The following is a 15208-nucleotide window of genomic DNA, read 5'->3' as shown; positions in this document are numbered from 1 at the left end:
CCATTCGTTAGCTGATCTGTTGGGACAACCGACATAGAGGAAAATCATAGCTGGACTTTTCGCTCACCATGAAAGACGTCGAGGCCATCTATCGGTCACCGCTCGGCGCGGCCGGCGGACTTGCGGTCACCGGCAGTGGCCGGCAGCATGCCCATCATGCGGTGAGGGATCGGAAACTGCCGAGTTTCGCCATCGTGCTGGTGGAGCGCGGGCAGGGCTGGCTGGAAACCTCCGCCAGCGGCCGCTTGAGCTTGGCGGGGCCGGCCCTCTTCTGGCTGTTTCCCAACCGCGCCCATTCCTATGGCCCCGATGAAGCAGGCTGGGACGAGCGCTGGGCGCTTTTCGAAGGGTCCTTCACGCGGGACTTCGTGCGGCTGAGGCTCATCGCCGAGCGGCACCCGGTCGTCGCTTTGCATCATCTCGATGACGTCGCGCGGCTCTTCGCCAAGCTTCATACCGATCTGCTTGACGATACCAACCTCGGACAGGCGTCGGCGGCATTGATGCTGCATCGCATCGTCATCTCAGCCGCCAGACAGGCGGCAAGTGTCGCGGGCGATCGACGACAGGAAAGGCCCGACATGGCCGCAATCGTGGAAACGCTGCGGCAGCGAGCGATGCAGCCGTTGGATCTCGCTGCCTTCGCCGCCGAGCACGGCATCTCGCCGGCCACCCTGCGCCGGCGGTTCACGCTCGAGACGGGGCTGCCTCCCAAGGCGTTTCAGCTTCGGGCGCGCATAGATCACGCCAAACAGCTACTGGCAACTACCGACGAGAAGATCGAAACGGTTGCTGCCATGATCGGCCTGGATGACCCGTTTTATTTTTCGCGTGTCTTTCACGAACGCGAGGGCTGCAGTCCTCGTGAATTCCGCACGAGATACAGGCGGGTTTGAACGTCAGCGCCAGCCGAGCGCCGGGGCAACATGGGTGAGGATCGCTTCGATGACATGGGTGTTGTAGGCGACGCCGAGCTGGTTGGGGACGGTCAGCAGCAGCGTGTCGGCTTCGGCGATTGCCTCGTCCTCGGCGAGCTGCTTGATCAGGGCGTCAGGCTCGGCAGCATAGCTGCGGCCGAAGATCGCCCGGGTCTTCTCGTCGATGAAGCCGATCTTGTCACCCTCGTCGTTGCCGTAGCCGAAATAGGCGCGGTCGCGGTCATCGACCAGCGCGAAGATGCTGCGGCTGACCGAGACGCGCGGCTGGCGTGTGTGGCCGGCTTCTTTCCAGGCCGCGCGATAGGCGCGGATCTGGTCGGCCTGCTGGACGTGGAACGGCTCTCCCGTTTCGTCGTCCTTCAGCGTCGAGCTCTGCAGGTTCATGCCGAGCTTGGCTGCCCAGACGGCAGTGGCGTTGGAACTCGCGCCCCACCAGATGCGTTCGCGCAGGCCCTCGGAATGCGGCTCGAGGCGCAGCTGGCCGGGCGGGTTCGGAAACATCGGCCGCGGATTCGGTTTGGCAAAACCTTCGCCGCGCAGCACTTCGAGGAAGACTTCGGCATGGTGCCGGGCCATGTCGGCCTCGCTCTGGCCTTCCGGCGGGGCATAGCCGAAATGGCGCCAGCCATCGATCACCTGCTCGGGCGAACCGCGGCTGATGCCGAGCTGCAGACGGCCGCCGGCAATGAGGTCGGCCGCACCGGCATCTTCGGCCATATAGAGCGGGTTCTCGTAGCGCATGTCGATGACGGCGGTGCCAATCTCGATCCGGTTGGTTCTGGCGCCGACGGCCGATAGCAGCGGGAAGGGCGCGGCCAGCTGGCGGGCGAAATGATGCACGCGAAAATACGCCCCGTCCGCCCCGAGCTCTTCGGCCGCTACGGCAAGATCGATCGACTGCAGCAGCGCGTCGCCTGCCGAGCGCGTCTGCGATTGGGGCGAGGGCGTCCAGTGCCCGAACGAGAGGAAACCGATCTTCTTCATGCCGCGCCTTTTCCGTTGCATCTCATGGTGGATGGGTCATGGCATAGTTTCGGGCCGGAAGACAATCGGAAGCGGGGGGATGTGGCGTATCACTTATCCGGCATTTGACGCGCTATCTTCCGCTATCTCTACAGAGTGTCGCGTGCCCTTTCCTCCGTCATTCCTGCGCTCGTCACAGGAATCCAGCCACGGCGCGTCTGCGCCGTGAATGACTCTCATCCAAGCAAGAAAGTCTCTCGCGCCCAGGGACCTGGGCGCGCTGGATTCCTGTGACAAGCACAGGAATGACGGAGGATGGGGTGATGTGCGCACCTTGATCAGATGTGTCTGCGCCAAGCAGAAACTCACCCGGTTGACCACTAGGGTGGATCACTACCTAGCGCTAAATCCTCGACATAAACATGTGCTACACACCACTCACCGTGGGGAGAGCCTGGAGTTTTGATGGATCAGCACAGAAGCTCCTCCTTTTCGGAAACCGACGTTGTCGCAAATTATCGGTATCGTCCACCTTACCCCGATGCCGTCTTTCGAAAGCTTCTGGCAATCGCCCCGCGGACAGGGCATCTCCTGGATATCGGCTGCGGGCCGGGAAAAATCTCCCGCCCGCTGACAGGTTCGTTTGCGACCATCACGGCCGTCGATCCTTCCGAGAATATGATCGCTCTCGGCCGGTCGCTGCCGGGTGGCAACGCGCAGAATATCCGCTGGATAGAAAGTTTTGCCGAGGACTTTCCGGTCAAAGGTGGTCCTTTCGATTTGACGGTCGCAGCGGCAAGCATCCACTGGATGGATCATAGCAGGTTGTTTCCGCATCTTTTGGCAAATGCCGCGCCAGGCCATGTCATGGCCGTGATTTCCGGAGACGACCCGTTCGAGCCTCCGTGGCAATCGGACTGGCATTCTTTCCTGGGGAAGTGGGTCCCAGAGGTTACGGGTCAGCCTTTCGATCACGACAAAAGGTCCGAGGGCGTGCGAAGCTACCAGAACTATCTCAATCTCTATGGCAGCGAACGCTTCGTATCGGAGCATCCCTTTCAGCAGAGCGTCGCGGATTTCGTCTCCTGCCAGCATTCGCGGGATACTTTCGCGCCGTCTAAACTTGGCGACCGCATCGCAAGCTTTGACGCCGAACTCTCCGACCTGCTGCGCTTCTATTCGGATGATGATCAGTTGAGTTTCGTTGTCGCTACCAGAATTGTCTGGGGTGAAATTAAGCCGATCTGAGAAGAGACTTTGCTCGGTTTGAGCGGGGTGGCTTGTTTGCTATGCAGTGTCGGCCTGCGTCCTATCATTCGAGACCATGGTGACGTAAAATCACCCACATTGTCTCTGGAAAAAATACGCCGCCCACCCGCACTTCGCCGGCGAAGGTCGGGAATCGCCGGATTCGCGAGAGTTTTTCTGGAATCATTCAAATGAAATTAAGGAGATAGTGGTTTTATCGGTTGGTATTTGGGAGATTATATGTTTCGCGCTTTTTCGTTTTTTCTGGTGCTTTTCTTTTCTTCGATAGTGTCCGCGAATGCCGCTGAGGGTGACTGGCAAGTGGCCAAGGCCAGCCAGCAGGTGAATTTCACCGTCGACAAGCGGAACTGGGTAGCGGTTCGAGCGGGAGACATCATCCCCAACACCGCCTGGATCGCGACCGGGCCGAGGGGACGCGTTCAGCTGGTGCGCGGCGTCGAAAGCATTTCGTTTCAACCCAACACCGTCGCCGGCATCTTCACCTCGAGCTTTGGCGAGAGGAAGACGGAGGTCGTCGAGCAGGCGGGTGTGCTCGATCTGGAGATCGAGAAACGCAGCAAGCCGCATACAACAGTCCAGACGCCTTTCCTGGCGGCCGTTGTGAAGGGGACGAATTTCCGCGTTTCCGTCTCGAAATCCGCGGCTGAGGTTACGGTCAACCGCGGCCTGGTGCAGGTGACCTCGTTTGCGAGCGGTCAAAGGGCGAATGTCGGGCCGGGGCAGGGCGCATCCGTCGACGGTGTGAAAGGGATGACGGTTTCGGGCGACGTTTCGACGCCTGTGGTGACCGCGGTCGCCCCGTCGGTGGCGCGAGTGCCTGCCGTCGGCGCGACGACCCTCAACGGGCAGGCGGAGACAGAGAGTTCGAAGGCATCCGGCGCATCTTCATCCGTTTCCAATAGCGTCGGCTCCGGCGACCGAGATAGCGCTTCCCACTCCTTCGGCAATGAAGGCCGCAATGGCAATCGCTACGGCGCCGATAATGGCTCCAGCAATGGCAATGAGAATGCAGCCGGCAACGATGACGGCCAAGGAAACGCTGTCGGGAATGACAGCGACAACGGCGACAACAATGGAATCGGGAGCGGCAAGGATAAGGACAAGAAAGATAAGAAAGACAAAAGCGACAAAAAGGACAAGAACAAAGGCAAGGGAAACGATGACGACTGAAGTTTCCCCGTCGGCCGGTGTGAGAGGTTTCCATCGTTGATGAAGGGCGGTCGTGGCTTTCGGCTGTCGCGCTTGCGCCCAGTCAGGCTGTTATTCATCCTGATGATGATCGGCCTGCCGCTCTCGGGGCAAATCCTGCCCTTTGTGAATTATCTCGACAATGCCCTGGTGAGCTGGCGCTTCAGCGCGGCGCCACGGGCGGCGTCCGGAAATATTGTCTATGTCGCGATCGATAAGCGCAGCCTCGATGCGGTCGGCACCTGGCCGTGGCCCCGCAGCCTCTATGCCGAGCTCATTGACAAGCTGATTGCGGTAGGCGCAGGCGACGTCTTTATCGACGTCGATTTCAGCACGCCGTCGAACTTTGCCGAGGATGGCCGGCTGGCCAAGGCTCTGACTGAAGCCGGAGGCGGCGTGATCCTGCCGGTCTTCAAGCAATATCTCGGCGCCGAGGCCGGATCGCAGACGGTGGTGACGCGGCCGATTCCGGATCTCGCCGACAATGCCTGGCTTTCCCTCGCCAATGTCGGCCTCGACGGCGACGGCACGGTCAGGCGGTTTGCACTTGGCGATACTCTCGACAATCAGCCGACGCAAAGCGTTGCCGCAGTGCTGGCGAAATTCGACAGGGCGGCAGGCTCCTATCCGATCGACTATTCGATCGCCCCGGCGAGCGTCCCGACATTCTCGCTGTCGGATGTTCTTGCCGGGAAGGTCGGTAGGCCCGATCTGGAAGGGCGTTCGGTGGTTGTCGGCGCCTATGCGAGCGAGCTGAAGGATATTTTCCCCGTCCCGGTCTATGGCGCACTGCCCGGGGCAATGCTGCATATTCTCGCTTCCGAAACGATCCTGCAGAAGCGGCTGCTCGAGGACATCGACCAGATGCCGCTGGAGCTTCTCTTTGCCGCAGCCATTATTGCGCTCGCCCTTGGCATGCGCGGCCGGCCCGCAGCCCATGCCGTCGCGTTTGCCCTTGCCATCGTCGCCGCCGGTGAAGTGACGGCCTTCCTTCTTCAGAAGGATCACGCTCTCATCCTTCACACGGTGCGGCCGTGGATCATTCTTCTTGCCGGTCTCGTGCTGTTGTTGAACGAGAAGGTCGATTTCGGCCGGTTTCTGGTCGAGCTTGCCAAGGCCGAGCAGCGCAACACGCGCCGGCTGCTCGAGAGGATCGTGGCTGACAGCGTCGACGCCGTCATCGCCTTCGACGACCAGTTCCGCATTCTGAACGAAAGCGCCTCGGCCGCGGCGATGCTGGGTTTGGAGCCACAGGCTGACAGGCGCAGAACGCTTGATGCGATGATCCCGCCCCCTCTCGTTCATCGCATCGTCAAGCTTGCTTCGGATTATATGGCGCAGCCGGGCACAATCCACGCCTGCAACGCGCGTTTTTCGCTTCAAACCGAGAGAGGGACAAAGCATCTCGAGGCCGCGATCACCATTTCGCCTGTCGAACGGCCCGGCGAATCCGGCATCGTCGCCGCGAAATCCTTCATCGGCAGCCTGATCGTCAGGGATATGACCGCCCGCCGGCGGTACGAGGACAAGCTTCAGCGTCTATCCGAATTCGACGAGTTGACCGGTCTGATGAACAGGCGCGAATTCCGCCGTCGCCTCGATCGGCTCGAGGGTGAATGCCATGTGATCGCGCTGGGGCTACACCGTTTCTCCGTCCTGAATACGGCGATGGGACGGGATGTCGGGGATGAGCTTTTGCGGGCCGTCGCCGCGCGGATGGAGGCGGAGGGTGCAATCAGCCTCGTCGGGCGGCTGGGGGGCGATGTCTTCACGGCCGTCATCCCGGCGTCCGTGGAGTGCGGTCAGGAGCGGTGTGCGCAGTTCATCCTTGATCTTTTCCGAGAGCCGTTCGCGCTTGGCGGTACGATGATCCATGTCGCCGCCCGGCTCGGGATCTGCACCAGCGCGGCGCGCAACGGTGACGCCGACATTTGGATTCAGCATGCCGAGATTGCGCTCGACGACGCCAAGCGGGTGGCTGGCAGCGGATGGCGCGCTCATGATCCGGTAACCGCCCTGCGGCAGCATCAATCGCGGTTGCTCGAGCGGCAGATGCGCGCTGCTCTCGATCGTCTCGAATTCTTCCTGTTGTATCAGCCGCAGGTGGACCTCAAGACGGGCAAATTGGTTGGCGCTGAAGCTCTTTTGCGGTGGAAGCATCCGGAGTTCGGGCTGGTTTCGCCGGCAGATTTCATTCCGGTCGCCGAAGCCAGCGGTTTCATCTGCGATCTCGGCTGCTGGGCGCTTGCCGAAGCATGCCGGGCGGCGACCGAATGGCCGGATCGACTCAATCTCGCCGTCAACGTATCGCCGATCCAGTTTTCCCGGCCGGATCTGGTTGCAGAGGTCAAGGCTGCATTGGCGACAAGCGGCCTGGCGGCCTCGCGCCTGCATCTCGAAATTACCGAATCCGCCTTTGTCGACGGCAGCGAGCAGATCATGTCGGTCATCTCGGAGCTCAGAGCGCTCGGCATTGCCGTCGCGCTCGACGATTTCGGAACCGGCTATTCGTCGCTGAGCTATATGGCCGGCTTTCCCCTCGACAAGCTCAAGATCGACCAGTCCTTCGTCAGGAAGATCGCGGACGATCCCAAGATCCTGGCGATCGTCGCGACGGTCGGCTCGCTTGCCCACGGGCTGGGGCTCAAGGTCGTGGCAGAGGGGATAGAGACCGAGACGGAATGGCAGATGCTGGCGCAGATGGGCTGTGAGGAGGGCCAGGGCTACTTCTTCGGTAAGCCGCAATCGTCCGCCGCTCTGATGACGCTTTCGCGCCAGCCGGGCTGGACGCGTGCTGCATGACCGATCTCGCCGGCCGCTTTCTTCAAGCGGAAGCAGAAGGAATTGCGGTAAGCGGCTGAGAGGGAGTCGGATTTTCTGTCGGCATCGGTGGTGCGGACTTCACCTGGCTCTCGACAGGCGTTAAGAATGCGACATGCGCTACACATTCGCCATAGGCGATATCCATGGCTGCATCGATCCGCTGAACAGGATGATCGATCGGGTCGAAACCTATGCGCCTGAAGGGACAGTCGTCTTCCTTGGCGACTATATCGATCGCGGGTTTGACAGCAAAAACGTCCTCGACCGCATCATTGCCGGCACGGCCGACCCATGGCGATGGATATGCCTGAAAGGCAATCATGAGGACATGATGGTCGCTGCCTATGCCGACAGCGGCAGCCGAGCCGTATGGCTCGGCAATGGCGGGCTCGAGACCGAAATATCCTATGGCGGCAGAGTTCCGCCCCAGCATCTGCAATGGGCGGCTGATCGTCCGCTCATGCATGTCGACCGGCATCGCATCTTCGTCCATGCCGGCGTCGATCCGGCGTTTCCGCTGGAACGGCAGAGCGAGGACGATCTTCTGTGGTTGCGGTTCCCTCCCGGTGAATCCAGCGACTATTGGGGCAAGCACCTGGTCCACGGCCATACGCCGTCACTGTCCAACCCGGTGACGACAGGAAACCGCACCAACATCGACAGCGGCTGTGTCTTCGGCGGCAAGCTTTCCTGCGCGGTCTTCGACGACGAGGTTGCCGGCGGGCCGATCGACTTTATCGAGGTGAGGGCATGAACTTGCAGCGCGGAGCAAGGAATCCTTTCCGCTCCGCCGCGCTCCGTCAGCAGAAGTTTGGCGAGAGCGCTACCCCATCTCTCTTTTCCATGGGGTGCGGCAGAATCCTCACTTCCGGCCCTGCCGGCCGGCGACGAGCCGCAGCCAGGGCGTTAGATGGAAACCGCCCATCAGCAGGTACATCGGCACCATTCCCCCGATCGGGAAGGCATCAGGCGTTGTCATACACATCATGTCGGTGCTGCCGGTTGCTGCCGTCAGCAGCGCCATGATCGCGAATGTTGGGGCGGCGGCGAATGCCAGCCAGTCGGCGGCGTGGGCGGCGAGCCGGCCGCCGGCGCTAGCCACACTGCTGCTCGGCTTATCAGTTGATCCGACTGCGGCGGCGGCCAGCGAGAGCCATTCGGCGTTGCCGTCGCCTCTCTCCGGGGTGGGGGTGGAAAGCAGCATCGCAGTCACTCCTTGCCGTAGCGGTCGTGATGGCGCCACCAGATGCCGGTTTCGTTGCGGCCCTTGGGGGCGCGGTCGAGCCATTGGTACATGCCCCAGAGCCCATCCAGCCCGCGGGCATAGCTGGAATAGCTGTGGTAGACCGTGCCATCGATGAGCTCGAAGGCGCTGACGCCCGGCCGGTCGCGGGTGTAGGTCGCGACATCGGTGCCGGTCATGGCGGCGATCTGAGCGACCGGGCCCTCGCTGCCGGGCGACTGCCATTCTTGCACGGTCTTGCCGGCGAGCGGTTCGGGAGCGGGGAGCTCGCGGCGGTAGTTGTATTCTATGCCGCCCTGGTGCTGCTGCTCGGCAGAGAACCAGACGCTGAAATCGCCGTTGAAATCGCTGCCGAAGGAGGAGGCCCAGGGAAAACTCCAGTCCATGCGTTGCTTGAAGGCCTGAAGTTTGGGCAGTCGCGCACGCGAAACCACCCAGAAGGCGACGTCGTGGTTTTCGAGGTGGACGAAGAAACCGTTGAAACCGTCGGCGATCGAGGAGCAGGAGGGGCATCCCGCGCTATAATCGGGCCCGAACATGAAGTGATAGACGAGAAGCTGCGAGCGGCCGCCGAAGAGGTCCTTCAGTGAGACGTTGCCGTCGTCCGTATCGAAGCGGTATTCCTTATCGATTCTCACACGCGGCAATTGCTGGCGCTTGAGCGCCAGCGCGTCGCTCTGCCGGGTCAGCGCCTTTTCCTCTTCGAGCAGGTCGAGCCTTGCCGTCAGCCATTGCTGCCGTGTTGCGTTCAGCTGTGTCGTCATGGGTCTTCTCCTTTGCCTGTCTGTCGTCGTAGCATCCGGCGCGAATTGGTTGCCGGGTCCTGAACAGATTACGGCTGGGCCGGGGAATGGCGGGAGTGACAAGTGTGACGGGATTTGAATGGACTCGCTGATCACAGCCGCGGCGCAGGCGCTGGCATCGGGTGATGCGCTCGGCGCGCTGAAGCGGGTGGCGTTGCGTGACGACGCGCCGGCGCTGGCGCTGCGCGGCATCGCGATGGCGCAGCTCGGCGATCTCGTCCGCGCCAAGGCGCTGCTGAAGAGTGCTGCGCGCGCCTTCGGCCCGCGGGAGGCGGTGGCGCGGGCGCGTTGCGTGGTTGCCGAGGCCGAGATCGCGCTCGTCTCGCGCGATCTTCTCTGGCCGCCGAAGGCGCTGGAAGCGGCGCGCAAAGTGCTGGAAGCGCATGGCGACAGGGTCAATGCCGCGCATGCGGGCAATGTCGCCATTCGCAGGCTGGTGCTGATCGGGCGTCTCGACGAGGCCGAACGCGCGCTTGCAGCACTCGATCCGACGCCGCTGCCGCCGGCCCTGCGGACTGCCCACGAGCTGGTGGCCGCCGGCATCGCCGTCCGGCGCCTGCAGACGCAGGCGGCGCGTGCGGCGCTCGCCCGGGCAAGGCTTGCGGCGCGTGCGGCCGATATTCAGGCTTTGACGGCGGAGGTCGAAACTGCGGCCCTCGTGCTCGACACGCCAGCGGCGCGGCTGATGTCGCGCGGCCAGGAGCGCTTGCTGCTGCTCGGCGAGGTGGAAGCGCTGCTCGGTTCGGGCACGCTCGTCGTCGATGCCTGCCGCCATGTGGTGTGGAATGCGGGCGCCGCCGTCTCGCTGGCGACGCGGCCGGTGCTGTTTGCGCTTGCCCGTACGCTGGCCGAAGCCTGGCCGGGCGATGTGACACGGGGAACGCTCATCGCGCGCGCCTTCCGCGGCAAACACGCCGATGAATCGCATCGCGCCAGGCTGCGGGTCGAGATTGGCCGGCTGCGGGCCGAACTGCGAGGACTGGCGGAGGTGTCAGCGACGAAGCGCGGCTTTGCGCTTTCGCCGCGTGGCGCCCGGGATATCGCGGTGCTGGCGCCGCTCGTCGAAGGTCAGCATGGGGCAGTGCTCGCATTCCTCTCCGATGGCGAGGCTTGGTCGAGCTCGGCCTTGGCGATCGCGCTCGCCGCCAGCCCCCGCACCGTGCAGCGGGCACTGGATTCCCTTGCGGGCGAAGGCAAGGTGCAATCGCTGGGGCGCGGGCGGGCGCGGCGCTGGATGAGCCCGCCGCTGCCGGGTTTCCCGACGATCTTGTTACTCCCCGGACCGCTGCCCAGCGATTAGTGTGGGCTGACTGATTGTGATGCCCGAACCATAGGGATGGAAGAGATGAAGAAATCGGCTGCGAATATCCTGCGTGAATATGGACCTTTTCCCGGCGCTGAGCGCGTCAATGGCGTCACCTTCGACGGCGAGCACGTCTGGTTTGCCTCGGGCGACCGCCTGAACGCGCTCGATCCCGAAAGCGGCGAGGTGGTGCGCTCGATCGAGGTTGCATCCCATGCCGGGACGGCCTTCGACGGTGAATTCCTCTATCAGATCGCCGAGGATGTCATTCACAAGATCGAGCCGAAGACCGGCCGTATCCTCGCCACCATCCCGGCGCCTGGCAATGGCGGCGATTCCGGCCTTGCCTGGGCCGAGGGCACGCTCTGGGTCGGCCAGCATCGCGGCCGCAGGATCCACCAGATCGATCCCGAGACCGGCAAGATCCTCCGCACCATCGAATCCAACCGCGTCGTGACAGGCGTCACCTGGGTCGACGGTCAGCTCTGGCACGGCACCTGGGAGGGCGACGACAGCGACGTCAGGCGCATCGACCCGGAAACGGGAGAGGTGCTGGAACGGCTCGACATGCCCGAAGGCACCGGCGTCTCCGGCCTCGAATCCGACGGTGCCGACCGCTTCTTCTGTGGCGGAGGCGGCAGTGGCAAGATCCGCGCGGTGCGCCGGCCGGCGTGAAGCCCGGAAGAATTTCGGTCGAGTGAGCGATTGATTTCGTCATGGGACGATCTACTTTCGCGGCAGTGTCGAAGCTTCGGGGGCGGTCGAGGGCTCGACGCAAGCGGCATGACCGCGGGGAGAGACTTTGAAATATCTGCGCACGACACTTGGGCCTAAGAGCAAATCCGAACTTGGGATGATCCTCCCGCACGAGCACGTCTTCGTCGACCTCAGGACGCCGGACCAGCCCGGTTATGCCGAAGCAGACATTGAAGACGTCGTTCGGCTGATGGCCCCCGAAATCGAACGGATCAAGAAACTCGGGGTGACGGCACTGGTCGAATGCTCGACGGGCGGCGTCGGACGCCGTGCGGATATCGATCTTGCCGTGTCGCTCGCGACGGATTTTCCGATTGTCGTTCCCACCGGCAATTACCGTGAACCCTGGATTCCCGAATGGGTCCGCCATGCTTCCGAGAAGGAACTGGAGGTATGGATGCTTCGCGAGCTGACAGAGCAGATCGACGAGACCGGGTTCCAGGCAGGCTGGATCAAGCTCAGTGCCGGCGATGACGGCATGACGGCGCTCGAGACAAAAATCCTGCGGGCGGCCGCGCGCGCCGCGGCGCAGACAGACGCCGTCATCGGCAGTCATACGATCAGGGGACGGGTCGTCATGGATCAGCTCGATGTCATCGAGGCGGAGGGCTACAGGGCCGACAGATTCATCTCGATCCATACGCAGGAAGAAAAGGACTTCGCCTATAACGTCGCCGTGGCCGAGCGAGGCGCCTGGATCGAGTATGACCATGTCGGCCGGTCCGAAGATAACGAGGTGGCGGATCTGGTCATCAAGGTGCTGGAGGCCGGCTGCGGCGACCGCCTGTTGTTGAGCCATGACCGGGGCTGGTTCGATCCGGCACTGCCGATGGGCGGGACACCCAAGCCGTACACGCATCTTTCCACGGTCTTGCTGCCCGAGTTGAAACGGCGGGGCGTAGACGACAGGATCCTGATGCGCCTGACCCACGACAATCCGTTCGAGGCTTTCGCCCGATAGGGGATGGCTGGGCTCATTGCGCGAAACGGCATTTGTTCCAAGTTCAGGCCGAAATGATGATCAGCCGGACTCGCGGGAGCCTGTTCAAAAATCGACGCGATACCAGGATCTATCAGAAGCCGTGCCCGTCGAACAAAAGCGCCATGCTGATCGCGTCGATGAACCGGCCGTCAATGTGCGCCGCACGTCGGACGATGCCTTCGCGTGCAAATCCGACCTTATCGTAGAGAGCGATAGCACGGGCATTGTCCTCGTAAACATCGAGTTCAACACGCGCAAAACCGGCTTCCCGCGCGGCTTTCAATGTCGTCTCGATAAGCCTTCGTCCCAGACCCTTGCCCCGATAGGCGGGAAGGATACCCATTCCCAGGTTTCCACGATGGGCATGCGACGGGAAAAAAATGACGACTGATGTCGCACCAACCGATGACTTGGGTTTGAGCGGTGGCAACGAATTGAGGATTGCCTTTTGCAATCATGCCCATCACGAACTCCCGCGTCTGCGGCAGAGGAGTCGCTTCCAGCATAGACAGGTATCTTTTCTCCCGCGCGACCACGTCGAGTGCGTGATGAAAGCTATCGATGTGGGCGGCAGCGATCGGTTCGATCCTGATATCCGACGTTTCCGGCGATGCGGGAGCATCCATACGCTTCTCCTTCGAAGATCGTGAAATGCCTATAGGAGACATGTTGCGGACCTGCACGGGAGCGCATAATTCACGGTCCGTCAACCTTTGCGTGTCAATTTCTCGGTGGCAGTCGCCATCAAAAGGTTGCAGGTATTGAAGGTCAGACTCACATCCCACATTACGTTTGTCCTGGTAACGCTCACCTGCGCTGCGGCCGTGTTGCTGTGCGGTTTTGCGTGGCTCGCCGCAATCAAGGTCGATGATCTCTATTTGCGCCGACAGGCCGATTTCGTCCGACAGGGACTGGACGAGCAGATCGCAGCACTTCCCCGTGAGCAGGAAAGCGTCACCAAATGGGACGATGCCTTCCTCTATGCCAAGCAGCGGAACCATGAATGGCTGCTCGACAATGTCGGGCGGTGGACGAGCCAGTATTTCGGGCACGACAGAACCTATATCTTCGACGATACCAATCGCCTGATGTTTGCGTTCCGTGACGGCGCGGATGCGATGCCGCCGCGGCTCGATGACGACGACGGCAAAGAAATGACCGCTCTTGCCGGAGAGATGCGTGCCGCTCTCGTCGAGCGGGCTGCAGAGCCCGGCGCCGAACCGATTGGTCAACTGGCCACGGTTCGGACGATCATGATCGGCAAAAGGCCGGCGATAACAAGCGCGCGTCCCATTCTGCCGAGTTCGACCAGGAGGAGTTCATCGCCATCGCGGTCAAGTTCATCGATGGAAAAACTGCCGAAAGCATCGCCCATCATGCGCTGCTCGAAGGATTGCATTTCGCGTCTTCGAAAGGTGAGGACGAGCGGGCGCAAGTGCCTGTGTCATCGCATGACGGCGGCACGATCGGCTATTTCGTGTGGCCGCCCATCCGGCCCGGATACATGCTGCTTCAGCAGATCGCGCCGGCGGGGCTCGGTTGTCTGGCGCTGCTGATCACCGTCGTGTTCTGGCTCGGACGAGGTCTGCATCGCACCTCGCTGACCTTGCTGGACAGCCAGGCGCAACTCACCCATCACCGCAACCATCTGGAAGAGATGGTGGCCGATAGAACGGCCGAGATCGAAAGGCAGAGAGAGGAACTGGATCGGATGCTGGTGCACGAACGCCAGGTGAATGCGCTCCAGCGCCAGTTCGTCGCCATGGCCTCGCACGAGTTTCGCACACCGCTCGCCATCATCGACGCCGCTGCCCAGCGGCTCTGCCGCTCGACGACCAACGTCAGTGGCGATTACGTTCACGAAAAAGCCGGCGTGATCCGCAGCGCAGTGGTGCGCATGGTCGATCTGATGGAGAGCATTCTCGCCAGCGGCCGGCTCGAAACCGGACAGATCACGCTGAAGCGCAGCGAAGGCGATCTGAAAGCCCTGCTCGTCACCTGCTGCGACAGACAGCGCCATCTCAGCCGCTCGCATGTGTTTCATCTCGATCTCGAGCCGATACCCAATGTATTGACATTCGACCGCAGCGCCATGGAACAGGTCTTCACCAACCTGATTTCGAACGCCGTCAAATATTCGCCCAACGCGCCCGACATTCATGTCCGCGCCCGGGCTGACGAGAAGACGGTGGAGATCGCCATCTCCGACAGCGGCATCGGCATGGATGCGGAGGATCTGCCGAAGCTGTTCCAGCCCTATTACCGGGCCCGTAGCGCGACGGGCATTGCCGGAACCGGCATCGGCCTTAACGTCGTCAAGCAGGTCGTCGAACTGCATGGCGGCACCGTCGAGGTGACCAGCGAGCTCGGCAAGGGCACAACATTCACCATTCTTCTGCCAATAGCGTTCCTATTGTCGGATCAACAAGTCGCAGCTTAAGGAAGAGCTCATGGTTACAGTCCTGTGCATAGAAGACGAAGTCGAGATCCGGAACCTCCTCGTCGAAGAGTTGAGCGAAGCCGGCTACAAGACGCTCGAGGCTTCGAACGGCGCCGAGGGGCTGGAAATGATCCTGTCGAAATGGCCCGACATCGTCATCAGCGACATTTCGATGCCTGTCATGGATGGGCACCAGCTACTGGCGGAAATTCAGATCAACCACCCCGAGCTCTCCAACATTCCCTTCATCCTGCTGACGGCGCTGACCGACCGGGAAAACACGCTTGCCGGCTTACGCGGCGGAGCGGCGGACTATCTGACGAAGCCGCTCGACTTCGATCTGCTGCTCGCCAAGCTCGAAGGCTGCGTGACGCGTCTTGCCAATGACAAGGCGGTTCACCGGTCGTTTTGATCGTTGCGGGCGGAGACCGAGAGAGCCTCACTCAGAGGTGCTCCGCAGGAGGCTCCGCCCTGCGGGCTGCGCGCCTCAATGATGAGGG

12 protein-coding genes and 2 pseudogenes are annotated in these 15208 nt (G+C 62.0%); 10 read left to right on the top strand and 4 right to left on the bottom strand.

Annotation, left to right across the window (positions count from 1 at the left end):
- The first annotated feature begins 68 nt into the window (after positions 1 to 68).
- Positions 69 to 896 (top strand): helix-turn-helix transcriptional regulator, encoded by an 828-nt coding sequence (locus NE851_RS25160; RefSeq protein WP_254958510.1) that lies wholly within the window; start codon positions 69 to 71, stop codon positions 894 to 896.
- 3 nt (positions 897 to 899) lie between these two features.
- On the opposite strand, the gene NE851_RS25155 is transcribed toward NE851_RS25160, so the two are convergent.
- On the bottom strand, positions 900 to 1922 hold the full coding sequence (locus NE851_RS25155; RefSeq protein WP_063473338.1) for an LLM class flavin-dependent oxidoreductase: 1023 nt from the start codon (positions 1920 to 1922) through the stop codon (positions 900 to 902).
- 444 nt (positions 1923 to 2366) lie between these two features.
- Here NE851_RS25155 and NE851_RS25150 point away from each other — a divergent pair, with 444 nt between their 5' ends.
- The 4 genes from NE851_RS25150 (at position 2367) to NE851_RS25135 (ending at position 7935) form a co-directional block, all read left to right on the top strand.
- Positions 2367 to 3149 (top strand): class I SAM-dependent methyltransferase, encoded by a 783-nt coding sequence (locus NE851_RS25150; protein WP_097542221.1) that lies wholly within the window; start codon positions 2367 to 2369, stop codon positions 3147 to 3149.
- 321 nt (positions 3150 to 3470) lie between these two features.
- The gene (locus tag NE851_RS25145; protein ID WP_244604776.1) at positions 3471 to 4340 is read left to right on the top strand and encodes a FecR domain-containing protein; all 870 of its coding nucleotides are present in this window, start codon (positions 3471 to 3473) and stop codon (positions 4338 to 4340) included.
- Between the two features lie 72 nt (positions 4341 to 4412).
- Positions 4413 to 7160 carry an EAL domain-containing protein gene (locus NE851_RS25140; protein ID WP_244604777.1) on the top strand — a complete coding sequence of 916 codons (2748 nt, stop codon included), beginning with the start codon at positions 4413 to 4415 and terminating at the stop codon, positions 7158 to 7160.
- Between the two features lie 133 nt (positions 7161 to 7293).
- Positions 7294 to 7935: a metallophosphoesterase family protein gene (locus NE851_RS25135; protein WP_063473335.1), complete on the top strand. Its 642-nt coding sequence runs from the start codon at positions 7294 to 7296 to the stop codon at positions 7933 to 7935.
- A gap of 108 nt (positions 7936 to 8043) precedes the next feature.
- Here NE851_RS25135 and NE851_RS25130 read toward each other — a convergent pair whose 3' ends face one another.
- Positions 8044 to 8385: a hypothetical protein gene (locus tag NE851_RS25130; RefSeq protein WP_047611722.1), complete on the bottom strand. Its 342-nt coding sequence runs from the start codon at positions 8383 to 8385 to the stop codon at positions 8044 to 8046.
- A 5-nt stretch (positions 8386 to 8390) separates the two neighbouring features.
- The gene (locus NE851_RS25125; protein ID WP_097542225.1) at positions 8391 to 9188 is read right to left on the bottom strand and encodes a DUF899 domain-containing protein; all 798 of its coding nucleotides are present in this window, start codon (positions 9186 to 9188) and stop codon (positions 8391 to 8393) included.
- Between the two features lie 118 nt (positions 9189 to 9306).
- Here NE851_RS25125 and NE851_RS25120 point away from each other — a divergent pair, with 118 nt between their 5' ends.
- The 3 genes from NE851_RS25120 (at position 9307) to NE851_RS25110 (ending at position 12247) form a co-directional block, all read left to right on the top strand.
- Positions 9307 to 10527, top strand: a complete 1221-nt coding sequence (locus NE851_RS25120; protein ID WP_097542226.1) for a helix-turn-helix domain-containing protein — start codon at positions 9307 to 9309, stop codon at positions 10525 to 10527.
- Positions 10528 to 10572: 45 nt separating this feature from the next.
- A complete protein-coding gene (locus NE851_RS25115) occupies positions 10573 to 11205 on the top strand; it encodes a Vgb family protein (RefSeq protein WP_028758212.1) in 633 nt (210 codons plus the stop codon).
- Positions 11206 to 11332: 127 nt separating this feature from the next.
- Complete coding sequence (locus NE851_RS25110) at positions 11333 to 12247, top strand: phosphotriesterase family protein (protein ID WP_097542227.1); 915 nt, start codon at positions 11333 to 11335, stop codon at positions 12245 to 12247.
- A 112-nt stretch (positions 12248 to 12359) separates the two neighbouring features.
- On the opposite strand, the pseudogene NE851_RS25105 reads toward NE851_RS25110, so the two are convergent.
- A pseudogene (locus NE851_RS25105) lies at positions 12360 to 12894 on the bottom strand (GNAT family N-acetyltransferase).
- Between the two features lie 87 nt (positions 12895 to 12981).
- On the opposite strand from NE851_RS25105, the pseudogene NE851_RS25100 reads away from it, so the two are divergent.
- Both NE851_RS25100 and NE851_RS25095 read left to right on the top strand, forming a co-directional pair.
- Positions 12982 to 14708 (top strand): annotated as a pseudogene (locus tag NE851_RS25100) (sensor histidine kinase).
- A gap of 10 nt (positions 14709 to 14718) precedes the next feature.
- On the top strand, positions 14719 to 15120 hold the full coding sequence (locus tag NE851_RS25095) for a response regulator (protein WP_003560657.1): 402 nt from the start codon (positions 14719 to 14721) through the stop codon (positions 15118 to 15120).
- Positions 15121 to 15208 lie beyond the last annotated feature (88 nt).

The organism is Rhizobium anhuiense bv. trifolii, from assembly GCF_024346605.1.
Taxonomy (GTDB): Bacteria; Pseudomonadota; Alphaproteobacteria; order Rhizobiales; family Rhizobiaceae; genus Rhizobium; species Rhizobium anhuiense.
Note: the sequence above shows the minus strand (reverse complement) of the source record. Positions and strands in the feature narration are given on the sequence as shown.